The sequence below is a fragment of the Pseudomonas sp. RW3S2 genome (genome assembly GCF_014268955.1).
Taxonomy (GTDB): domain Bacteria; phylum Pseudomonadota; class Gammaproteobacteria; order Pseudomonadales; family Pseudomonadaceae; genus Aquipseudomonas; species Aquipseudomonas wayambapalatensis.
Genome location: NZ_JABWRM010000002.1, coordinates 126499 through 149136 on the forward strand (window position 1 = coordinate 126499; position 22638 = coordinate 149136).

Consider the following 22638-nt stretch of genomic DNA (forward strand, 5'->3'; position numbering starts at 1 on the left):
ACCTGAGTGAATCACTCAGCTAAGCTTGCCTGAGCTTTTGGACACCAAAGGCACGGGTGCGCGGACCAGGGGCAAGGCACATTCACGGACAGGATCGGGGCCAGCGGTGCCTCGACGGAGGGAGCATGAACAGAGGAATCGCATTCAAGCCGGCCCTGGCGGGCCTGGCCCTGGCCTTTGCCCTGACGGGTGTACAGGCTGCCGAGGGCAAGCAGGTTGACGTATTGCTGGTGGGCGGTGGGATCATGAGCTCCACGCTTGCTGTCTGGCTCAACGAGCTCGAGCCCGGATGGTCGATGGAGATGATCGAGCGGCTGGACAAGGTCGCCGAGGAAAGCTCCAACGGTTGGAACAACGCCGGTACCGGGCATTCGGCGCTGGCCGAGCTGAACTACACCCCTGAAAAGGACGGCAAGATCGACATCAGCAAGGCGGTGGAGATCAACGAGTCGTTCCAGGTCACCCGGCAGTTTCTCGCCTGGCAGGTCAAGCAGGGCGTGCTGAAGAATCCACGCTCGTTCATCAACGCCACCCCGCACATGAGCTTTGTCTGGGGCGATGACAATATTCGCTTCCTGCGCAAGCGCTATGAGGCACTGCAGGCCAGCCCGCTGTTCAAGCCCATGCAGTATTCGGAAGACAACGCGCAGATCGCCAAGTGGGTGCCGTTGATGATGGAGGGGCGCGATCCGAACCAGAAGCTTGCAGTGACCTGGACGCCGATCGGCACAGACGTCAATTTCGGCGAGATCACCCGCCAGTACGTGGCGTACCTGCAGACCCGCCCCAACTTCGACCTCAAGCTCTCCAGTGAGGTGCAGGACATCACCCGCAACGACGACGGTTCGTGGCATGTGGAGTACAAGAACCTCAAGGATGGCAGCACGTCGGCCACCGATGCCAAGTTTCTGTTCATCGGCGCCGGTGGCGCGGCGCTGCCGCTGTTGCAGAAATCGGGCATCCCCGAGGCGAAGGAATACGCAGGTTTCCCGGTGGGGGGATCGTTCCTGGTGACCGAGAACGCCGCCATTGCCGATCGCCACATGGCCAAGGCCTACGGCATCGCCTCGACGGGGGCGCCGCCGATGTCGGTGCCGCATCTGGATACCCGGGTGCTCGATGGCAAGCGGGTGATCCTGTTCGGGCCGTTTGCAACCTTCTCGACCAAGTTTCTCAAGGAGGGCTCGCTGCTCGACCTGTTCGGCAGCATGACCCTGCACAACAGTTGGCCGATGGTGCGTGTCGGGGTCCGCGAGTTCGACCTGGTGCAGTACCTGATCGGCCAGGTCATGCAGTCGGACGACGACCGCTTCGCTGCGCTGCAGACCTACTTCCCCCATGCGAAGAAAGAGGACTGGCGCCTGTGGCAGGCTGGGCAGCGCGTACAGATCATCAAGAAAGACCCTGAGCAGGGCGGGGTGCTCAAGCTTGGCACCGAGGTCGTGACCTCTGCCGACGGCAGCATTGCCGGCCTGCTGGGGGCTTCGCCGGGCGCCTCGACCGCGCCGCCGATCATGCTCGACCTGCTGCGCAAGGTGTTCAAGGACAAGGTCGCATCGGCACCGTGGCAGGAGAAGCTGCACCAGATCATCCCCAGCTACGGGCTCAAGTTGAACGAGCATCCTGACAAGGTGCAGCAGGAGTGGGACTACACAAATGAAGTGCTGCAACTGCAGCCTTTGACTTCGCCAGCGGGCTGAGCCCGGCGGGCTGGCGGCCCTGGTGCAGGGCCGCCAGAGGCGTGCCGCCATGCCGCAGGCCGCTTTGCTGTTCGCTTGCTAAGATGCGTCCAATCTCAAGCACTGGACATCCTCGATGAGCGACCGCACTCCGATCATTCCCGCCTCCCAGCAAAAACTTGCCGAGCGCGCCGGTTATCTGCCGGCCTTGAAGGTCGGTAATACGTTGCGGCTGCCGGTTGCAATTTCGCGGATGTGGTGGAACTGACCACCTATCATGTCGGCTTGCGCGAGCACATGGCAGTGTTTCGTGCGGTGAAGGACGAGCTGTTCCCGCGAGGTACCTGCCCCTGGACCTGTGTCGGTGTCAGCGAGCTGGCCCATGACGGGCTGCTGGTGGAGATCAAGTGCGTGGCGGTTGCGCGCCAGGGGTGAAATGCAGAAGGGGCGCCAACGGGCGCCCCTTCCTTTTGCTGCTTAGGCTTCAGCGTCCCATGGACGATCGCCTTTTTCATCCTTGACGCGGGTTGGCAGGCCCATCACGTCCAGCGCCTTGAGGAACGGCTCGGCGGGCAGTTCCTCGACGTTGACCATGCGCCCGGCATCCCACTCGCCACGAGCGACCAGCAGGGCTGCGGCCACTGGCGGCACGCCAGCGGTGTAGGAGATGCCCTGGCTGTCGGTCTCGGCGTAGGCCTCTTCGTGGTCGGCGACGTTGTAGATGAACACTTCGCGCGGCTGGCCGTCCTTGGTGCCCTTGACCAGATCGCCAATGCAGGTCTTGCCGGTGTAGCCCGGTGCCAGGGAGGCTGGATCGGGCAGTACGGCCTTGACCACTTTCAGCGGCACCACTTCAAGGCCTTCGGCGGTCTTGACCGGTTGCTCGGAGAGCAGGCCGAGGTTCTTCAGCACAGTGAACACGTTGATGTAGTGTTCGCCGAAGCTCATCCAGAAGCGCACATTGGGTACGTTCAGGTTCTTCGAGATCGAGTGCACTTCGTCGTGACCGGTCAGGTAGAGGTTCTGCGAACCCACCACCGGCAGGTCGTCGGTGCGCTTGACCTCGAACATGGTGTTGCTGGTCCACTGGCTGTTCTGCCAGCTCCAGACTTGCCCGGTGAACTCGCGGAAGTTGATTTCCGGGTCGAAGTTGGTGGCGAAGTACTTGCCGTGGGAACCGGCATTGACGTCGAGAATGTCGATCGAATCAATGCGGTCGAAATACTGCTGCTGCGCGAGCTTCGCGTAGCTGTTGACCACACCCGGGTCGAAGCCGACACCGAGAATGGCGGTAATGTTCTTCTGCTGGCACTCCTCGAGATGCTTCCACTCGTAGTTGCCATACCAGGGCGGGGTTTCGCAGATCTTGCCCGGTTCTTCGTGAATCGCGGTATCCAGATAGGCCACACCGGTTTCGATGCAGGCACGCAGCACCGACATGTTGAGGAAGGCGGAACCGACATTGATCACGATCTGCGATTCGGTTTCGCGGATCAGTGCCTTGGTCGCCTCGACATCGAGGGCGTTGAGCGAGAAGGCCTGGATGTCGGCGGGCACCTTGAGGCTACCCTTGGCCTTGACGCTGTCGATGATGGCCTGGCATTTGGAGATGTTCCGTGACGCAATCGCAATACGACCGAGTTCGTCGTTATGCTGTGCGCACTTGTGGGCCACCACCTTGGCGACACCTCCTGCACCAATGATAAGAACGTTCTTCTTCAATTTATCCCTTGCTCCTTACTGAAAGCCGGTCTTACGACAGGCTGGAAACGTAGTCTTCGAAACCGAACTCGCGCTTGACCTCGACGCTGCCGTCGAGCTGCTTGACGACGATGGCCGGCATCTTCAGACCGTTGAACCAGTTCTTCTTGACCATGGTGTAACCCGCCGCGTCGATGAACGACAGGCGATCGCCGATGGCCAGCGGACGATCGAATTGGTACTCGCCGAAGATGTCGCCGGCCAGGCACGACTTGCCGCAGACCATGTAGGTGTGCTCGCCGTCGTTGGGGGCCATCTTGGCGTTGAGGCGGTAGATCAGCAGGTCGAGCATGTGCGCTTCGATGGAGCTGTCGACCACGGCCAGATGCTTGCCGTTGTAGAGGGTGTCGAGCACGGTGACTTCCAGCGAGGCGCTGTTGGTGATCGCCGCTTCACCGGGCTCCAGGTAGACCTGCACGCCGTACTTCTGCGAGAACTCTTTCAGGCGTGCGCAGAAAGCGTCGAGTGCATAGCCTTCGCCGGTGAAGTGGATGCCGCCGCCGAGGCTGACCCACTGGACCTTGTGCAGCAGGTGGCCGAAGCGCTCCTCGATGTGCGAGAGCATCTTGTCGAACAGGCTGAAGTCGCCGTTCTCGCAGTTGTTGTGGAACATGAAGCCGGAGATCTGCTCGATCACCGCTTCGATCTTCTCAGGGTCCCATTCGCCCAGCCGGCTGAACGGACGCGCCGGATCGGCCAACAGGTAGTCGGAGCTGCTCACCTGCGGGTTGACGCGCAGGCCGCGGGTCTTGTCTTTGGACTGCTCGGCGAAACGCTCAAGCTGGCCGATGGAGTTGAAGATGATCTTGTCGCAGTTCTCCAGCATTTCCTCGACCTCGTCGTCGGCCCAGGCCACGCTGTAGGCGTGGGTTTCGCCGGCGAACTTCTGGCGGCCGAGCTTGAGCTCGTACAGCGAGGAGGAGGTGGTGCCGTCCATGTACTGCTCCATCAGGTCGAATACCGACCAGGTGGCGAAGCACTTGAGGGCGAGCAGGGCCTTGGCGCCGGAGTGTTCGCGCACGTAGGCGATCTTCTCCAGGTTGCCCAGCAGCTTGGTTTTGTCGATGAGGTAGTACGGCGTCTTGATCATTTCAAAGGCCCCCGGCCAGGCCGGCCAAAAAAAGGACACGCATTGTGCCTTCACTTGCCGCATATCGAAAGAGCGCGAGGCGCATTTCGTCCGAGCTCGCAGGCTGCGTGGCGTGTGAGGGGAGTAGAGCAGGGGAATGTGACTGTCTTAATCGTTGTGGTGGGGCGGATGGCCCATACAGGTACGGCGCTGTACCAGGACTGTCCGGCGATAGGGCCATCTGCCTCGCTACATCAGTGCGGCAACCGCGCAACCACCTTGATCTCGAAATCGAACCCATACAGCCAGGTCACTCCGATCGCCGTCACGGTCGGGTACGGCGCCGGCCCCCAGAATTCCGCCCGCACTAAATCCCAGATGGCCTGGAACTTGTCTTGTGGATCGACGATGAACAGGGTTACGTCCTGTACGTCATCGAAGCTGCAACCGGCGGCGGCGAGGATCGCATTCAGGTTGGCGAAGGCCCGGCGCACCTGATTCTCAAGGCCCGGCTCGGGTGAGCCGTCCTCACGGCTGCCAACCTGCCCGGAGACGAACAGCAAGCCGTTGCTGCGCACGGCCGGGGAGTAGTGGTTGATGTCGTACAGGGCCTGGCGGCCAGCGGGGAATACAACGTCGCGTTGCTTCATGGTGTTTGCCCATCAGTGAGGTGATGGGGCGACTGTACGGGCCCAGACCTGTTCGATAAACGCGCCAGTCTGGTTATCATTGTTTGTCGATTCCAAACAATCGAGGCGCAGATGGACCGGTTCGATGCAATGCGTGCCTTTGCCCGGGTGGTGGAGGCGGGCAGCTTCACCAAAGCTGCCGAGACGCTGCACATGAGTCGCACCAGTGTGACCCAGCTGGTGCAGCAGTTGGAAACGCGCTTGCGCGTGCGCCTGCTCAACCGCACCACACGCAAAGTGAGCGTGACCCGCGATGGCGAGCAGTTCTATCAGCGGGTGTTGCGCCTGTTGGCCGAGCTCGAGGATGCCGAGAGCAGCCTCAGCGGCGCTGCCGGTTTGCCGCGTGGCAAGCTGCGGGTCGATGTACCGAGCCCGCTGGCAAGCCTGGTGCTGGTGCCGGCGCTGCCGGACTTCCATGCCCGCTACCCGGACATCCAGATCGACATGGGCGTCAGCGATCGCATCGTCGACATCATTGGCGAGCACGTCGATTGCGTGGTACGTGGTGGCGAGTTGCTTGACCAATCGTTGATGGCGCGCAAGGTTGCCGACCTGCAGTTGGGGGTGTATGCGGCGCCGGCTTACCTCGAACGCCTGGGCACACCCGCCCACCCTTCGGAACTGGAGGATTCTGACCACCGCACGGTGGGTTTTCTCTGGGCGCGCACCGGCAGACCGCTGCCCTATGCCCTCGTTCGCGGAACCGAGCGGCTGCAGGTCAGGGGTACCCAGGTCTTGGCGGTGGACGACGGCAACGCCTACCTGGCAGCCGGGGTAGCGGGGCTTGGGGTGTTGTGGCTGCCGGACTACATGGCCCGTGCGCCACTGGCCAGTGGCGCGCTGGTGCGGGTGCTCGAAGATTGGCAGTTGGAGTCGATGCCGTTGTATGTCGCTTATCCGCCGAATCGGCATGTGGGCGCGCGGTTGCGGGTGTTCATCGACTGGGTGGTGGAGGTGATGGGCGCTGATCAGGGCCGTTTCCCCAACTCTGGGCTATAACCTTCAAAGGTACCCCATCGCGGAGTCGCCATGGACCTTGCCCCCCGTTCCGACAGCCATGACCTTGCCAGCACCGAGCGGGCGCACAAGCCGTTCGACCTGCTGCGCTGGTATGCCTGGGTCAGCCTGGCCATCATTCTCTCGGTGGCAATGGGGCTGGGGCTGATTTCCAGCCGTTTCGTCATCGACGAGAGTGTCGAGCGCGATGCGCTGCTGACCGCGCAATTCATCACCGCGATTGCCGATGCCGAAGTGCGCCATGTGGCCATCCCCAACGTACGTACCATGGGCGAGCTGCTCGATCCGCGCCTGGACGAGGCCATGCCCGAGGTCGATCCCGAGGCCCGGCGCAAGGCGCGCGGGGAGTTTCTCGACCATATCGCCCATCTGCCGGACATGCTCCTGGCCAACATCTATGCACCCGACCGCACAGTGATCTGGTCGAGCAATCCCGCATTGATCGGCAAGCTGATCCACGTCGATGAAGACCTCGACCGGGCCTTCGAATACAAGATGCGTGTCTCTGCCAGCTATCACAATTTCGAGCAGGCGCGCAGCGAGCAGAAGTTCGTGACGCCGCCGGAGCAATTGTTCATCGAGAACTACATCCCGCTGTTCGATGCCGATGGTGAACGTGTCACGGCGATGGTGGAGATCTACAAGGAGCCCCACGACCTGATCGTGCGCATCGAGCATGGCCTGATGCTGATCTGGCTGGCGATCGTGGTCGGTGCCGGGCTGGTGTACATCGGCTTGTACGGGATCATGCGGCGCGCAGCCAGGGCCCTGGCGGTGCAGCAGAAGCGTCTGGTCAACAGTGAAACCTTCGTGGCGTTGGGCGAGATGTCCTCGGCGGTGGCGCACAGCCTGCGCAATCCGCTGGCCAGCATCCGTTCCAGCGCCGAACTGGCCCAGGCGTTCGACGAGGGGCCCGCGCAGAAGAACATCAACGACATCATCGGACAGGTCGATCGCATGTCCCAATGGGTCCGGCAACTGCTGCAGTCGTTGCGTCCGCTCAATGACAGCGCGGTCCCCGTCGACCTGGCCAAGGTCCTGCATGAAAGCCTGCAGGCCTTTGCCGTCCCCCTGGCCCGCAGCGGTGTGCAACTGGACGTCCAGCCCTTGCCGGTGGTGCAGGTACTGGGCCATCCGGAACTGCTCGGGCAGATCTTCGCCAGTCTTATCGGCAACGCACTGGAGTCCATGGAGCAGGGCGGCCGGCTAAAGGTGGAAGTGGTGCGCCAGGATCGGCGGATGCTGGTACTACGCATGTCGGACACCGGGCGTGGCATGAACGAACAGCAGCAGCGCATGGCGTTCCGTCCGTTCTTCAGTACCAAGCAGGGCGGGCTGGGTGTCGGGTTGGTGCTGGTGAAGCGGATCATGGAGCGCTTCGGTGGGGCGGTCCGCCTGAGCAGTCGGGAGGGGGGCGGCACGCGTGTGTCGTTGAGTTTCCGGATTGCCAGATCTGATATTTTTTAGAGATTTTATCTTTAAATATATGATTTAAATAGGTTTTTGTTTATTGGGCGAAATCCCCCATATGTGGGGCATTATTCTCTAATTTACTTGACGTTATGCTTTCAAGTGCCTGATTTAATTCTATATTTTTTTCATTCATAAGCTGGCTGATTTTTTGCTTCACTGTTTCAAACGCTTCCAGGCCGTTACCCAATCGAGCGACCGACAGCATGCAGACCCTGCAAGACGATGCTTCCGACACCCAACATGTCTCGCCGAGTGCGTTGGCGGTTCCCCTGCGTGAATTCAACCTGTTGCGCTGGTTCTCGATCATCAGCCTGCTGATCATCGCTTCGGTCGCCGGTGGCCTGGGCTATTTCTCTACCCGCTTCGTGGTGCGCGACAGCGTCGAGCGCGACGCCATGCTCACGGCCCAGTTCATCCAGGCCATGGCCCAGGCTGAAGTGCGCCATTCGCAACTGCCCCCGGGAACGACCATGGGTGAGCTGCTCGACCCGCGCATGGATGGCCAGCACTTGCAGATCAGCGAAGCGTTGGTCAGGGCGACCCGGGTGGAGTTCCTCGATCACGTCGAGCACCTGCCCGATACCTTGCTGGCGAATGTCTATGCCCGCGATCACACCATCGTCTGGTCGACCAACAGCGAACTGATTGGCAAGCGCATCGGCGAGGACGACGATCTGCAACAGGCCTTCCATTCGCGCCAGGCGGTTTCGGCCAGCTATCACAAGGTTGATGAGGATCGTGAGGAGCAGAAATTCCTGCGTGAGCCTCAGTACCTGTTCATCGAGAACTACATTCCGCTGTTCGACACCCAGGGCGAGCAGGTGCTGTCGATGATGGAGATCTACAAGGAGCCGCAGGACCTGGTGCGGCGTATCCAGCGCGGTTATGTGCTGATCTGGGTATCGACCCTGGTGGGCGGGGCGCTGATCTACTTCGGGCTGTTCTGGATCGTGCGCCGCGCCGCGCAGTTGCTGCATCACCAGCAGGATCGCCTGGTGGCCAGCGAGACCTATGTGGCGCTGGGCGAAATGTCTTCGGCGGTGGCCCACAGCCTGCGCAATCCGTTGGCCAACATTCGCTCCAGTGCCGAACTTGCCCAGGATATCGCGAGCCCGGCGGCGCAGAAGAACATCACCGATATCATCAGCCAGGTCGATCGCATGTCACGCTGGGTGCGTGAACTGCTGGTGTCGCTGCGCCCGACCAGTGACGACCCCGAAGCCGTGGACCTGGTGGCGGCCCTGGAAGACACCCGCCTGGCGTTTGCCCAGCAGATCGAACGCAACGGTGTGCGGTTCAGCCTGGTTGGCCCACAGGTGCAATGGGTCGCCAGCCAGCCGCTGCAGCTCACGCAGATTCTCAACAGCCTGTTCGCCAACGCGCTGGAGGCGATGCCCAATGGCGGCGAACTGCGCGCCGAGGTCGGCGTTGTGGAGGGGCAGCAGGCGCAACTGGTGCTTAGCGACACGGGCAAGGGCATGACCCGGCAGCAGGAGCGGATGGTGTTCAAGCCGTTCTTCACCACCAAGCAGGGCGGGCTGGGCGTCGGCCTGGCCCTGGTCAAGCGGATCATGGAACGGTTTGGCGGCTCGGTGAGCCTGAGCAGCCGTGAAGAGGAAGGAACCCGCGTCAGCCTGATATTCAAACGTGCAGCGGGAGGGGACCATGGAGCACAGCATCCTGGTGGTCGAGGATGATGAAATCCTTGCCGACAACATTCGCACCTACCTGAATCTGAAAGGTTTCGAGGTCATGGTGTGTCACAGTGCCGAGCTGGCGCTGGAGCAGATCAAGCGCGTCCAGCCCGATGCGGTGCTGACCGACAACTCATTGCCGGGCATGAGCGGCCATGACCTGCTGCGTACCCTGGTGGCGCAGGCGCCGGCATTGAAGGTGATCATGATGACCGGTTATGGCAACGTCGAGGACGCCGTCCTGGCGATGAAGGAGGGGGCCTTCCACTACCTGACCAAACCGGTGGTGCTGGCCGAGCTCAAATTGATCCTCGACAAGGCCCTGGCCGCCGAGCGCATGGAGCGCACCTTGTCGTTCTACCAGACGCGCGAGGCGCAGAAGTCGGGGTTGCAGGCCTTGATCGGCGAGTCGCCGGTCATGCAGGGGCTCAAGCACACCCTGCGTCAGTTGCTCGATGCCGAGCGGCGTATGGCCAGTGACGACCTGCCGCCGGTATTGGTGGAGGGCGAGACCGGCACCGGCAAGGAACTGGTCGCCCGTGCCCTGCATTTCGACGGCGCACGGGCCAAGGGGCCGTTCATCGAGTTCAACTGTGCCTCGATTCCGGCCAACCTGCTGGAGGCCGAGTTGTTCGGGCACGAGAAGGGTGCCTTCACCGACGCCAAGGAGCGCCGGGTAGGGCTGGTCGAAGCCGCCGATGGCGGTACGTTGTTTCTCGACGAAATCGGCGAGATGGACCTGGTGCTGCAGGCCAAGCTGCTCAAGCTGCTGGAGGATCGCAGCATTCGCCGCATCGGTGCGGTCAAGGAGCGCAAGGTCGACCTGCGGGTGATCAGCGCGACCAACTGCAACCTGGAGCAGATGGTCCAGCAGGGCAAGTTTCGCCGCGACCTGTTCTTTCGCCTGCGGATCATTGCGTTGAAGGTGCCGCGCCTTTATGCCCGGGGGCAGGACATCCTGATTCTGGCCCGGCACTTTCTGGCGCACCACGGTCGGCGTTATGGCAAGCCGAACCTGCGCTTCTCAGCCGAAGCCGAAGCCCTGATGTTGGGTTATAGCTGGCCAGGGAACGTGCGCGAACTACGCAACATGCTGGAACAGACCGTGCTGCTGGCACCGACAGAGGTGATTGGCGCGCATCAGTTGAACCTGTGCCTGACCCTGGTCGACGAGCCAGTCGTACCGGCCGCACAACCTGTCTACGAACCCCAGCGTCCCGAGCCCGAGATCGGCGGTAGCTTGCCGGACATGGAGCGAGACATGGTTTGCCGCACCCTGGACCGCACCGACTGGAACGTCACCAAGTCGGCGCGTTTGCTCGGGCTGTCGCGCGACATGCTGCGCTACAAGATCGAGAAGCTGGGGTTGAGCAGGCCTGACAAGCGGCAGTGGTAGGCGTCAGGGCTTGCCGCTGCCGCCCTGGCTACCATTACCTTCCGAGCCGCTGCCATCCATGCCGGGCAGATCGCGGTTGTCGTTCTGCCGTGCTGGCGGGCTTTCCGGGTCGTTGCCCTGAATGCGCGGATCGGTATCGCGCGGCATGGGTTTCTCGACCGGATTGAGGGTGCTGTCTACACCAGGTTGCGGTGCAGGGTTGTGCGGATCGTCCGGGTAGGTGGTGCCGGTGCCAACCGCCATGGCCAGTGGTGAACAGAGCAGGGCGGCGAGCAGGCAGGTACGGGTCAGGGATCGCTTCATGGGGCAAACTCCTTTGCACAGGACAGGGGCGTCTTCCTCTTGGGCCCCGTCCTGCTTAGCAAGGTGCCATTACCCCGACCGGCGGTCACACCACCATCGACAACAGCATGATGAAGATGATGCCGACCACGGACAGGATGGTCTCCATCATGCTCCAGGTCTTGAAGGTCTCGGCCACGGTCATGTTGAAGTACTGCTTGACCAGCCAGAACCCGGCATCGTTGACGTGGGACAGAATCAGCGAACCAGCGCCGGTGGCCAGTACCAGCAACTCACGGTTGACTCCCGGCACCAGCTCGATCACCGGCGCGACGATACCGGCGCCGGTGATGGTCGCCACGGTGGCCGAACCTGTGGCGATACGGATCACCGCCGCCACCAACCAGGCGAGCATGATCGGTGAAATCTCGGCTTGCACGGCCATCTGCCCGATCACGTTGCCGACGCCGGTGTCCACCAGCATCTGCTTGAAGCCGCCGCCTGCACCGACGATCAGCACGATTGCCGCGGTGGGCGCCAGGCTCTGGTCGAGCATCTTCATGATCTGCTGGCGGCTGAAGCCGCGGGCCGAGCCGAAGGTGTAGAACGCCAGCAGCAAGGCGGCGAGCAACGCGCTGATGGGGTGGCCGATCAGGTCCATCCACTGGCGCACGATATGGTCGGTGGGCAGCACCACATCGGCGAAGGTCTTGAGCAGCATGAGCGCCACCGGCAACAGCACGGTGACCAAGGTGATGGTGAAGCTTGGCAGGTTTCTCTGGTCGGACTCGCGGGCGATCTGGTCCATCAGCTCCTGGGACGGGTTGCCGGGGATATAGCGGGAGATGAAATTACCGAACAGCGGCCCGGCGATGACTGCCGTGGGCAGCGCCACCAGCAGGCCGTAGAAGATGGTCTTGCCGATGTCGGCATGGAAGATGCCGATCGCCAGCAATGGCCCTGGGTGCGGCGGCACCAGGCCATGCACCACCGAGAGCCCTGCCAGCAGTGGGATGCCGATCTTCACCAGCGACACCCCGGAGCGGCGGGCGACGATGAACACCAGCGGGATCAACAGCACGAAGCCGATCTCGAAGAACAGTGGGATGCCCACCAGAAACGCGGCGAACATCATCGCCCAATGCACTTTTTGCTTGCCGAAGGCTCGGATCAGCGTTTGTGCGATCTGGTCGGCGCCGCCGGAGTCGGCCATCAGCTTGCCGAGCATGGTCCCCAGCGCGAGGACGATGCCGACAAAGCCAAGCACGCCGCCGAAGCCGTCCTGGAACGACTTCATGACCTTGGCCACCGGCATGCCGGAGGTCAGGCCAAGGAAGCCTGCGGCGAGGGTCAGGGCGACGAAGGGATGAACCTTGAAATGGGTGATCAGCAGGATGAGCCCGACGATGGTAACCAGCGCGTCGAGCAACAGGTAGGTATCAGTAGCCAGTCCGAACATGGGGTCTATGCCTCGGTCTTGTCGTTGTTGTAATGGCGGAGCTTGAGTGAACTTTTGACGCTCGCAGGCGTCGAGACAGCGCTGTCTTTGGTGAGCCGGGAAACCGCCGGGTCAGGCAGTTCGCGCCAGAGGCCGGTCACCGCAGGGCTTTAGCCAGTCATGCACGGATTCGGCGAGTGCCTCGATCGGGCGCGTGGCGTCCAGCGCCAGCGTGAGCGGTTCGCCAAACGGTGCTTCAAGGGTCGCAAACTGGCTGGCGATCAGGCTGGCGGGCATGAAATGGCCGGGGCGGGCGAGCACCCGTTTCTCGGCCTCCTCAGGGCTCAATTCGAGAAAGACGAAGCCCAGGCCTGGCACGGCCTGGCGCAGGGTGTCGCGGTAGCGGCGCTTGAGCGCCGAGCAGGTGAGGATCGGGCGTTCGCCGGCCTGGAGAATGGCCTGCAATTCTTCGCCCAGGCGTACCAGCCAACCGGCACGGTCGTTGTCGTCGAGGGGGATGCCGGCGCTCATCTTCTCGATGTTTTCGGCAGGGTGGAAGGCGTCGCCCTCGATCAGGCGTCCGCCGCTACGCGTAGCAATGGCCTGGCCGACGCAGCTTTTGCCGCAGCCTGCCACGCCCATGACCACGATGGCGCGAGGGGAAAGGTTCATCGATACCTCCTGCGGGGTAAGACAGCGCTGTCTCACGCTCGACGAGCAGTGGGTGCAGGCGCCACCCTCCCGGGTGTTATTGATCTTGTGATACGCAGTATGGACGCTGCGGCAATTATTACGTTGCCTGCGTTCTGAGACAGCGCTACCTTAGTGACCGTTCCCACTTCTTGCAAGTAGTAAAATTACAACATTCATGACCCGCACCGGCTCCCGCACCACAGGTCGTCCCACTCTGGCCGAAGTCGCCAGACTTTCAGGGGTTTCTCCCATTACCGCTTCGCGCGCGCTGCGCGGCGTCAGCACGGTTGCACCGGAGCTGGTGGAAAAGGTCATTGCCGCCGCCGCGAGCCTGGGCTACGTGGCCAATCCGGCCGCCCGGGCCCTGGCGTCGGCGCGCAGCCAGTCGGTGGTGGTACTGATTCCGTCCCTGTCCAACCAACTGTTCATCGACACCCTGGAGGCGATTCACGAGGTGATGCGTCCACGCGGGCTGGAAGTGCTGATCGGCAACTATCACTACGACAGCGCCGAGGAAGAGAACCTGATCCGCAACTACCTCGCCTATCAGCCCTGCGGCATCCTGCTGACCGGGTTCGAGCGCAGCGACGCTTCGCGACAGATGCTCGCCGCCAGCGGTGTGCCCTGTGTACACATGATGGAGCTTGGCGGGGAGCCGGGCGCGTTGTCGGTGGGGTTCTCCCAGCAGCAGGCTGGGCATGCCGCGGCTCGCCACCTCATCGAACGCGGGCGCAGGCGCCTGGGCTTCATCGCTGCGCAGCTCGATCCGAGGGTGATGCAGCGCGCCGAGGGTTTTCGCCAGGCGCTGCTGGAAGCGGGCTTGCAGGCACCGGAGCTGGAGATGCTGGACCCACAACCCTCATCGATCGGCCTTGGGGGCGAGCTGTTCAGTCGTTTGCTGGCCAAGGCACCGGACGTCGATGGCCTGTTCTTCTGCAACGACGACCTGGCTCAGGGCGCAGTGCTCCAGGCGCTGCGCCAAGGTGTAGAGGTGCCGCGGCAGGTGGCGATGGTCGGCTTCAACGACCTGCCGGCCTCGGCGCACATGGTGCCGCGCCTGACGTCGATCCGTACGCCAAGGGCCGCCGTGGGGCGCAGTGCCGCGCAGGCGCTGTTGAGCCTGCTCGATGGCAAGCGGGTCGCGCAGCAGCAGCAGGACATGGGCTTCGAACTGGTAGTGCGGGAAAGTACCTGACCGGGTGTGGGGGCGGTCGAAGCCCTCTGCGAAACCGTCTAATCACAAGGTGATATCAGATCGCTTGCACGGCAGCGGGGCCCATCTATGCTCAGGAAACCCCTGCGCATACAAGGAGGCCCGGCGCATGTTCGAGTACCATCGCAAGTCCGATCTGATCGAGATTCAGCGGTGCCGCCAGGCACTGGCGGGCATGGAAGCCAAATTAGCTGCGATCAGTCGCTCCATGGCGATGATCGAGTTCGCCCCGGATGGCAGCATCCTCGACGCCAACGACAACTTCTGCGCAACGATGGGCTACAGCGCCGAAGAGATCCGCGGCAAGCACCACCGTCTGTTCTGCGACCAGACCTATGCCAAGAGCGCCGAGTACCAGCAGTTATGGCATGAGTTGGGGCAGGGCAAGGCGATCAGCGGTACGTTCGAGCGTATCGACAAGGCGGGGCGCGAGGTGTGGCTGGAGGCGAGCTACATGCCGGTGCTCGATGATCAACAGCAGGTTACCAGCGTGATCAAGGTCGCGGCCGACATCACCCGCAGGGTCAACGAAGAGCACGAGAGCGAAAGCCTGCTCAAGGCCATCGGTCGCTCGATGGCGGTGATCGAATTCACTCCCGAAGGGCGGGTGATCACGGCCAACCAGAATTTCCTCGACACCATGGGCTATCGCCTGGAGGAAGTCACGGGGCGTCATCATGGATTGTTCTGCCTGCCCCATGAGCGCGAATCAGCCCAGTACCGGGAGTTCTGGGCATCGCTCAACCGGGGCGAATATCACTCCCACCGCTTCGAACGGGTCAACAAGCAAGGCCAGACGGTGTACCTGGAGGCCTCCTACAACCCGATCTTCGATGGCAAGGGCCGCCTGTACAAGGTGGTCAAGTTCGCCAGCGACATCACCAGTCAGGTCAGCACCCAGCAGAGCGCTGCCGATGCTGCTCACGCAAGCTCCGTGCAGACCGACGCCTGCGCGCGCAAGGGGACCCAGGTGGTGCAGCAGACGGTGCAGGTGATCGAGCAGATTTCCGAGGAGCTCAATGATGCGGCACGCAGCATCGATGCCGTGAGCAAACAGTCGGAGCTGATTGGGAAGATCGTCCTGACCATTCGCGGGATTGCCGACCAGACCAACCTGCTGGCACTCAATGCCGCCATCGAGGCCGCCCGGGCCGGTGAGCACGGGCGTGGTTTCGCGGTTGTGGCTGACGAGGTGCGCAGCCTGGCGGCGCGCACCAGCAAAGCGACGCTGGAGATCGTCGAGGTGGTGCGACAGAACCACGATCTGTCACTGACGGCGGTGGCCAGCATGCAGTCGAGCCTGTCGCGCACGGGGTTGGGCGTGGAGCTGGCCAACGAGGCCGGCACCGTGATCATGGAGATCCAGCAAGGCTCACGTCATGTGGTCGATGCAATCAGTCAGATCAGTTCGACGCTGCAATTGCATTGAGTCCCTTCCGTAGCTGATGCTCCAGGCCCTGGAGGTTTGCCTCCAGGCGCTCGAGCAATGCATCGCTGGGCGCTTCATCGGCCAGTGCTTGTTCCAGTGTTTCGCAATCGCGAACCACCCCCCTGACCTTGAGCATGCGCGCACCGCCCTTGATCCGGTGCACGAGCGTTTTCACCTGTTCCGATGTGCGGTCTGGCCCCAGTTCTCGCAGGGCCTGCAGATCTTGCGCGGTACTCTGGGCGAGTTGTTCGAGCAGACGCCGGGTCAGGTCCACGTCGTCCTGGGTGAGATGGCGCAGCTGAGCGATGTCGAAACCAGTGGCAGGTGGTGTGTCTTCGGTGAGCGGTGCCTCGGTGGTCGACGCCTGGGGCAAATGGGCTTTGAGGGTGCGCAGATCGATCGGTTTGAACAGGCATTCGTCCATGCCATCGGCCAGGCACTGTGCCTTGGCTTCGGCCTGGGCGTTGGCCGTGACGCCGAGGATTTGGCAGGGTTGCGCGCCGCGCTCGCGTTCCAGTGCGCGGATGCGCCGGGTCAGTTCGTGGCCATCCATGACGGGCATGCTGCAGTCGGTGATCACCAGGTCGAACGTTTCTGCCTGCCAGAGCGCCAGGGCCATCTCGCCATTTTCAGCCAGACGCACTTTGTGCCCGAGGGTGCAGAGTTGCTTTTCGAGGAGCATGAGGTTGGCGGGGTAGTCATCTACGACCAGAACCCGCAAAGGACCGGCCAGGTTGGTGTCGCCAGGTTCAGGCGTGGTCTGCGCGACCAGGGGCTCGGCGCTCGGCAGCGACAGGCTTATATCGACTCGGGTGCCGATGCCCTGCAGGCTCTGCAGTTGCAGGACGCCGCCCATGAGCTGGCACAGCGTACGGCTGATGATCAGCCCCAGCCCGGCACCATGGCGCGCGCGCTGGCCGTCGAGTTGGGCGAAGGCCTGAAACAGCCTGGCCTGATCGGCTTCGCTGATGCCGATGCCGCTGTCCTGCACCTGCAGTTCCACCTGCAGGACACCTTTGGTTTGCGGCTGCGCGCTCAGACTGACTTCGACCTGGCCTTGCTCGGTGAACTTGATCGCATTGCTGAGCAGGTTGGACACCACCTGGCGCAGTCTTACCGGATCGACCGCGGCCCAGACCGGCGTCTCCGGGAGCCTGGTTTGCAATGTCAGCCCCTTGAGCCTGGCATTGGCTTCGAACGCGCGCAGGGTCGAACGGACCAACTCGACCAGGTCGGTGGCTACCGGCTGCAAGACCATGTGTCCGGACTCGATGCGCGAGATGTCGAGAATGTCGCCGATCAGGTCGAGCAGTCCGAGCGCGGCATCGTGTGCAGTCTGCAAACCCTGTGGGTCGCTGCGGCCTTTACGGTTGTCTTCGAGTGCCAGCTCCAGCAGCCCGATCACCGCGTTCATGGGGGTGCGAATCTCATGGCTCATGATTGCCAGGAAGCTGCTCTTGGCCTGGCTGGCACGCTCAGCATCCTCTTTGGCCACGCGCAGTTGTTCGAGCAGGCTGCGGCTGAGTGTGAGCTGCGCTTGCAGCGCTCGTTGTGCTTCGCTGCGTTGGTGGATCAGCTTGCGTAGGTAGCCGTTCCAGAACACCACACCGGCCAGCAGCAGCGTCGAAAGCACCAGTACCTGCAATACCAGCGAGCGGTAGTTGCCCCATAGGCTATCGCTGACGACGGTGCTGGTGCGCCAACGGTTGACCAATTGGTCCAGTTCTTCCGGCGGGATACTCAGCAGCGCCTTGTCCATGATCGACTGCAGTTGTGGCAGGTCAGGCGCTACCGCAAAGGCCATGGCTGTATGACTGTCGTCCTGCAAGCCGGCGATGCGCAACTTGTCCTTGAACACATGGGTCAGGTAGTAGGATGCGCTGATGTTGCTGCTGAGTGCGATATCGGCATTGCCTTTGGCAACCGACTCCATCATTGCCAACACGTTGCTGGCCTCGACCACCCGAGCCTCTGGATAACGCTGGCGCAGCGCGACATGCTGGGAACCATCACGTACGAGCGCGATGCGCTGCCCTTGAAGAGGGGTAGACGAAGTGCTGCCGCGGCGCACGACCTGCACGTTCGGGCTGACCAGGTAGGGGCGGGTGAAACGTAGGCGCGATGCACGTGGCGTGCTGTAGTCCAGAGCTCCGATCATCTGTGCATCGCCCCGTGCCACCTCATCGACCATGGCAGCTACGGAGTCGCGTTCGACGATGTCGAAACGCAGGCCGGTGCGCAACGTGATCTGTTTGAGAACGTCCAGCGTGACGCCGCTGGGTTGCTGCTGGGAGTCGTTGAAAGTCAGCGGTGCAAGGCTGGGATTAATCAGCACCCGTATCCTCGGAGCGCTAGCCAACCAGCGCTGTTCTTCACCGGTGAGCGTGGAAGGGCGCCGTTCAAGGAGCAGGCTGGTGTTGCCGCTGGACCAGCGCCGCAGGATGTTCAGGCGCTCGCTGTCGGTGATCCTTTGCAACGCCTGGTCGACCAGACTCAGCAGCCTGACGTTGTGTTGGTCCAGTGCGAAAGCGAAGGCACCTGCAGGCGTCTGGACGAAATGGTCGATGCGCACCAGGCCTTGATAAGCCCGTCCAATGGCGAAGTCCGAGCTGATGGCATCGCCGATGTAAGCATCGGCATCGCCTAGCGCCACGGCGCTGAGGCCTGCCTGGGTCGAGCTGTAGAGGGTCAGATGCGCCTCGGGGTACAGGGCTTGGACAGTCGTCGTCGGCAGGTAGTGGTCGACCATCGCCAGGCGCAGGCCGGTCAGATCCTCACTGTGTAGTTGGGGACGGTCCTGACGCGTGACGATTACCGGAAGGTCGTCGGCATAAGCTTGGCTCAGGGACAACTGAGCATCGGCCGCTTCGAAACCGTTGGAGCTGCCAAGCAGGTCGATCTCCCCCTTGTGCAGGGCTTCGATGGCCGCCGTGCGGCTGGCGAAACGGCGTACTTCGACCGGAATGCCCAATTGCTCGCCGATCAGGCCTGCATAATCCGCGCTCAATCCCTCGTAGTCGTGCGGGCTGACATTGATTTCGAAGGGCGGATAGTCAGGGCGCGAGCTGCCCAGGATCAGCACCTTGCGCTCGCGCAGCCATTGGCGGTCGCTGTCGCTCAGCGGCAGCGCGGCACTGGCGCTGATCGAGCGGGCCAACAACTGTCGGGGTTCGTTTTCGCCAGCTGCGGCGCCCGATACCAGCAGGACGGCCGCTGCCAGTAGCAGGCCGCCAAGGGTGTGCTTCATGAGCGCGAGGCTCAATTCACGTGGTTGCGTTTGGCCAGGTCGACCATTTCGACCAGCGACTCGGTCTTGAGTTTTTCGCCGATTCGGCCGCGGTAAGTACTGATGGTCTTGGCGCTGAGGTTCATGGCTGTCCCTATGTACTTGTTGTTTTCTCCCCGCGCGAGCCTGCGCAAGACTTCCATTTCCCGGTTCGACAGGCTGTTGAGCCGTACCGTTTCCGATGCCAGGGTGTTGCTGTTCACCGACATCTGCGGAAACGTCGAATAACCTTTGACCAGTGCCTTGAGCGCAAACAACAGGGCATCGAGGTCTTCGTCCTTGTTGACGAAAGCCGCGATCCCGGCATCCAGGCAGCGACGAACATAGAGGTCGGAGGACTGCCCAGTGAGTACCATGATTTTTGGCGCAGGATCGAGCAATTGCAAACGCTTGATCACCTCCATGCCATCCAGGCCTGGTAGCCCAATATCGAGAATCACCACTTTTGGGGCAAGCTGGCGTGCCATCTGTACGGCTTCGATGCCATTACCCGACTCGCCAACGACATCAAAGCGTTCGCGTTCGAGCAGGATGCGCACGGCAAGGCGAACTGTGGGGTGATCATCGACCATCAGTACGGTGGTCATGGGAAAACTCCTGTACGAAGTAATGTTCGTTCCTGACGTTATCCAGGAATGGGTCTGTAGGGCCAATCTGGCTGCAGGCACGATACGTCCATCAGAAAGCTTTGATAATGGCGAGTATAGGCGCGTTGAAAAAGCCGCCACTGGTTGGTGAAAAGTCTTACAAAAAAGCGGCACGTGGGGCGGCGACGCCGCTCACGGGCCGGTATGGGGTGAGGATGCTCAGGTAGAGCGCAGACAAGCTGGGTGAGGTTTGTTCACGCGTTGCGTGGAGGCGGGATTGTTGATCAGCGCAGTGCCGACCCGCGTCGGGCGTTGCCGCAATTGTCCTGCGCAATTCGGGCACTGTCCCTGCAGATGGTGCTCGGCGCAGTGGCGACAGAAGGTGCATTCGAACGAGCAGATCAACGCGTCAAGGGTATCGGGGGGCAAATCGGTATCGCAACATTCGCAATTGGGGCGCAGCTCGAGCATGGCGCAACTCCGGTACGGACAGTGATGCGCCAGTGTCGGTCGCTGGACGCTGGCTGGCAATCCTCAGTCGCCGGGGCGATACAGGTGGGCGTGGCCGGCGCGGTACAAGGCCGAGTCGGCAAATGGCGCGTCGCCTAGCACGTGGCCGACGAGAATCAGCGCAGTGCGTCGGAAGCCTTTGTCGGCAACAGCGTCGACGATATCGGCGAGGCGGCCCCTGACCCAGTCCTGGTCGGGCCAGGTTGCGCGGTGGATCACTGCCACCGGGCAATCTGCCCCGTAGTGCGGCAGCAGCTCGTCGACGATGCGCGGTAGATGGCGTACCCCCAGGTGGATGGCCAAGGTACTGCGGTGGCGCGCCAGGTCCGCCAGTTGCTCGCCTGCCGGCATCGGTGAGCGGTCGCCGTAGCGGGTCAGGATGACGGTCTGCGAGATGTCCGGCAGCGTCAGTTCACAGCCGAGCAGGGCGGCGCTGGCGGCCGTGGCGGTAACGCCAGGAATGATCTGGTAGTCGATGCCCTGTTCGCGCAGGTGGCGGATCTGCTCGCCGATGGCGCCATACAGGCTCGGGTCGCCGCTGTGTACCCGGGCGACATCCAGCCCCTTTTCATGGGCGTCGCGAATGGCGGCGATGATCTGCTCGAGGTGCAGTTCGGCGCTGTTGATCACGGTACTGGCCGTGTGGCCTTCAAGTACCGCGGGCGGTACCAGTGAGCCGGCGTAGATGATCACCGGGCATTGGCGGATCAGGCGTTGGCCCTTGACCGTGATCAGCTCCGGGTCGCCGGGGCCGGCACCGATGAAATAGACCGTCATGGCAAGTCCTTGAACATGAAATGAAAAGCGATTATCCGTTGCTGGCCAGGGCAAGGGTAGCGTCACCGAGCACCTGTCGAGTGACTGTCAGGATCGGCGAGCGCTGACCCTCGTCAGCCAGTGCCAGCGCTGCGCTCTCTGCCACTCCCCAACAGCCTGTGGCGTTGAAGGCCATTTCGGAGCGGTAACTGAGCAGGGGCAGGAATGGGTGCAGTTGCTGGGCGCTGTATAGCGTCAGGGGCAGGCCGAGTTGCTCGGCCAGTTGCCGCAGGCCGGGCTCCTGAGCCTTGAGATCGATGCTGGCGATACCACGCAAGGCGGCCAGCTTCAGGCCGTTGTCGGCCAGCGCACGGTGCAGCAGGGTTTCCAGAACCGCCGCCGGGCAACCCCTGCGGCAGCCGAAACCGACATATAGCGCGGCCATCAGGCCTGCGCGGAGCGACGGTAGAGCCAGGCGCTCAGCAGCCCCAATGCAACCCAGAAGGCTGCGTTGGTCAGCCAGGAGGCAACCTTGAACTGTGCTTCCAGCGCTTCGGGTGCCAGGCTTTCATGCACCAGTGGCTGAGGGGCGCCGATCAGGTGTGGCACGACCAGCAGCGCTGCGCCGAGCACCTTCAGCAGCCAGTGGCGCGCGAAGACCAGCAACGCCAGGCCCACCGCAGTGGCGGCGGCGGTGCCGATCCACCAGGTCTGGCGTTGGCCCAGATCGGCAGCGGCGGTGCCAGGCAGTTCAGGCGGAAGGCCCAGGGTCGGTGCCAGGCAGAACACGGCGAAGCCGCCCAGGCCCCACAACGCGCCAGTACTGACCCGACCAGGTTCGCGCAGGCTGTAGAGTGCGGCGAGGATCAGCGCGAAACCGACTGCCACTACCAGATTGCCGCCGGCAGTCGACAGCACCCGCTGCCAGCCATCTTCCGGCGACCAGGCTTCTGCGTCGTGTTTATGGCCCCCGGCACCTTCACCTGTGTGTTCGTGCTGCTCGGTGGGCGCCGCGTTTTCATAGGTTTCGGCCTGCAGGATCAAGGGCGCGACCCAGAAACTCTGCAACAGCGTCAGCAAAAGTGCGGCGAGCAGGCCACTGAAGCCTGCAGTTCGAGCGATACGCTTGATCATTGTCGGGCACTCAGTGGCAAGGGAAGGCAGCGCTGTGGCGGGTATCGTGGGCAGCGTTGTGCACCGCCTCGAGATGAGAGAACCCGGCGAAGTACACCAGGCACAGGCCCAGCAGGCTGGCGCCGACCGCAACGACGAGGCGCTGGCTGAGGCTGACGGGGGTTGCGATGCTGTGTTTGGCGCTGGTGACGGACATGACGCATTCCTCTGCTTTTTTTCATGGGCGACAGGAAGCGCGGCAACCCCAGGCGAGAACCGCCCAGGGACATGCAACAGCGCCCGCCCACCGCGGGGTGTGATCACAAGACGTCGGGCCGGTCTCCGGGCTGACGAGCAGGAGCATGGCTCCTGGGGAGAGCGTCACCTTCCCATGCCGAACTGCGGACACAGTGGATCAGACGCTCGCTCGCTTACCGTTGCGGGGGCAGCACCGGACTTGTCAGGCCCATGAAGAGCCATTGACGCACCGGTTTCCCGTTTCACCCCTGCAAGGGGCACCCTACGTAATGTATTAGGAAATCATGGCCATGCT

The 22638-nt window shown here is 62.5% G+C and carries 20 protein-coding genes, 1 pseudogene and 1 riboswitch; of the genes and pseudogenes, 8 read left to right on the forward strand and 13 right to left on the reverse strand.

Going from position 1 to position 22638, the window contains the following annotated elements:
• Positions 1-125 precede the first annotated feature (125 nt).
• Together mqo and HU748_RS03485 are read left to right on the forward strand one after the other, a co-directional pair.
• Positions 126-1700: a malate dehydrogenase (quinone) gene (gene mqo, locus HU748_RS03480; protein WP_186719198.1), complete on the forward strand. Its 1575-nt coding sequence runs from the start codon at positions 126-128 to the stop codon at positions 1698-1700.
• 115 nt (positions 1701-1815) lie between these two features.
• Positions 1816-2114 (forward strand): annotated as a pseudogene (locus HU748_RS03485) (Rid family hydrolase).
• A gap of 42 nt (positions 2115-2156) precedes the next feature.
• Here the strand turns inward: HU748_RS03485 and HU748_RS03490 are convergent.
• The 3 genes from HU748_RS03490 to HU748_RS03500 form a co-directional block, all read right to left on the reverse strand.
• A complete protein-coding gene (locus HU748_RS03490) occupies positions 2157-3401 on the reverse strand; it encodes a saccharopine dehydrogenase family protein (RefSeq protein ID WP_186719200.1) in 1245 nt (414 codons plus the stop codon).
• Positions 3402-3432: 31 nt separating this feature from the next.
• Complete coding sequence (locus HU748_RS03495; RefSeq protein WP_186719202.1) at positions 3433-4530, reverse strand: carboxynorspermidine decarboxylase; 1098 nt, start codon at positions 4528-4530, stop codon at positions 3433-3435.
• A gap of 233 nt (positions 4531-4763) precedes the next feature.
• A complete protein-coding gene (locus tag HU748_RS03500) occupies positions 4764-5159 on the reverse strand; it encodes a RidA family protein (RefSeq protein ID WP_186719204.1) in 396 nt (131 codons plus the stop codon).
• Between the two features lie 111 nt (positions 5160-5270).
• Here HU748_RS03500 and HU748_RS03505 point away from each other — a divergent pair, with 111 nt between their 5' ends.
• The 4 genes from HU748_RS03505 (at position 5271) to HU748_RS03520 (ending at position 10778) form a co-directional block, all read left to right on the forward strand.
• Positions 5271-6197 (forward strand): LysR family transcriptional regulator, encoded by a 927-nt coding sequence (locus HU748_RS03505; protein WP_186709656.1) that lies wholly within the window; start codon positions 5271-5273, stop codon positions 6195-6197.
• A gap of 30 nt (positions 6198-6227) precedes the next feature.
• Entirely contained in the window at positions 6228-7682 is a 1455-nt protein-coding gene (locus tag HU748_RS03510) for an ATP-binding protein (RefSeq protein ID WP_186719206.1), read from the forward strand.
• Positions 7683-7891: 209 nt separating this feature from the next.
• Positions 7892-9385, forward strand: coding sequence for a HAMP domain-containing sensor histidine kinase (locus tag HU748_RS03515; RefSeq protein WP_186719208.1), 1494 nt, complete (start codon positions 7892-7894; stop codon positions 9383-9385).
• On the forward strand, positions 9354-10778 hold the full coding sequence (locus HU748_RS03520) for a sigma-54 dependent transcriptional regulator (protein WP_186665052.1): 1425 nt from the start codon (positions 9354-9356) through the stop codon (positions 10776-10778). Before HU748_RS03515 ends, HU748_RS03520 begins: the two co-directional genes overlap by 32 nt.
• Before the next feature lie 3 nt (positions 10779-10781).
• Here the strand turns inward: HU748_RS03520 and HU748_RS03525 are convergent, their stop codons facing one another.
• The 3 genes from HU748_RS03525 to HU748_RS03535 form a co-directional block, all read right to left on the reverse strand.
• Positions 10782-11081, reverse strand: coding sequence for a hypothetical protein (locus HU748_RS03525; protein WP_112898371.1), 300 nt, complete (start codon positions 11079-11081; stop codon positions 10782-10784).
• Between the two features lie 85 nt (positions 11082-11166).
• Positions 11167-12519 (reverse strand): GntP family permease, encoded by a 1353-nt coding sequence (locus HU748_RS03530; RefSeq protein WP_186665050.1) that lies wholly within the window; start codon positions 12517-12519, stop codon positions 11167-11169.
• Between the two features lie 111 nt (positions 12520-12630).
• A complete protein-coding gene (locus HU748_RS03535) occupies positions 12631-13170 on the reverse strand; it encodes a gluconokinase (RefSeq protein ID WP_186665048.1) in 540 nt (179 codons plus the stop codon).
• 196 nt (positions 13171-13366) lie between these two features.
• Between HU748_RS03535 and HU748_RS03540 the strand changes: the two genes are divergently transcribed.
• Positions 13367-14386: a LacI family DNA-binding transcriptional regulator gene (locus HU748_RS03540; RefSeq protein ID WP_186665046.1), complete on the forward strand. Its 1020-nt coding sequence runs from the start codon at positions 13367-13369 to the stop codon at positions 14384-14386.
• Positions 14387-14513: 127 nt separating this feature from the next.
• A complete protein-coding gene (locus tag HU748_RS03545; protein ID WP_186719210.1) occupies positions 14514-15833 on the forward strand; it encodes a PAS domain-containing methyl-accepting chemotaxis protein in 1320 nt (439 codons plus the stop codon).
• Here HU748_RS03545 and HU748_RS03550 read toward each other — a convergent pair.
• From HU748_RS03550 to HU748_RS03580, 7 genes are all read right to left on the reverse strand, one after another.
• Positions 15808-19080 (reverse strand): transporter substrate-binding domain-containing protein, encoded by a 3273-nt coding sequence (locus HU748_RS03550; protein ID WP_186719212.1) that lies wholly within the window; start codon positions 19078-19080, stop codon positions 15808-15810. The two genes, HU748_RS03545 and HU748_RS03550, sit on opposite strands and share 26 nt — an antisense overlap.
• Positions 19081-19091: 11 nt before the next feature.
• Positions 19092-19706, reverse strand: coding sequence for a response regulator transcription factor (locus HU748_RS03555; RefSeq protein WP_186665040.1), 615 nt, complete (start codon positions 19704-19706; stop codon positions 19092-19094).
• Positions 19707-19925: 219 nt separating this feature from the next.
• Complete coding sequence (locus HU748_RS03560) at positions 19926-20177, reverse strand: DUF1272 domain-containing protein (protein ID WP_186719214.1); 252 nt, start codon at positions 20175-20177, stop codon at positions 19926-19928.
• Between the two features lie 63 nt (positions 20178-20240).
• Positions 20241-20993, reverse strand: coding sequence for a precorrin-4 C(11)-methyltransferase (gene cobM, locus HU748_RS03565; RefSeq protein WP_186665036.1), 753 nt, complete (start codon positions 20991-20993; stop codon positions 20241-20243).
• Between the two features lie 31 nt (positions 20994-21024).
• A complete protein-coding gene (locus HU748_RS03570; protein WP_186665035.1) occupies positions 21025-21417 on the reverse strand; it encodes a cobalamin biosynthesis protein in 393 nt (130 codons plus the stop codon).
• Complete coding sequence (locus HU748_RS03575; RefSeq protein ID WP_186719215.1) at positions 21417-22106, reverse strand: CbtA family protein; 690 nt, start codon at positions 22104-22106, stop codon at positions 21417-21419. Before HU748_RS03575 ends, HU748_RS03570 begins: the two co-directional genes overlap by 1 nt.
• Positions 22107-22116: 10 nt before the next feature.
• On the reverse strand, positions 22117-22302 hold the full coding sequence (locus HU748_RS03580; protein WP_063545029.1) for a CbtB-domain containing protein: 186 nt from the start codon (positions 22300-22302) through the stop codon (positions 22117-22119).
• Between the two features lie 98 nt (positions 22303-22400).
• Positions 22401-22623, reverse strand: a riboswitch (cobalamin riboswitch).
• Positions 22624-22638: the final 15 nt, after the last annotated feature.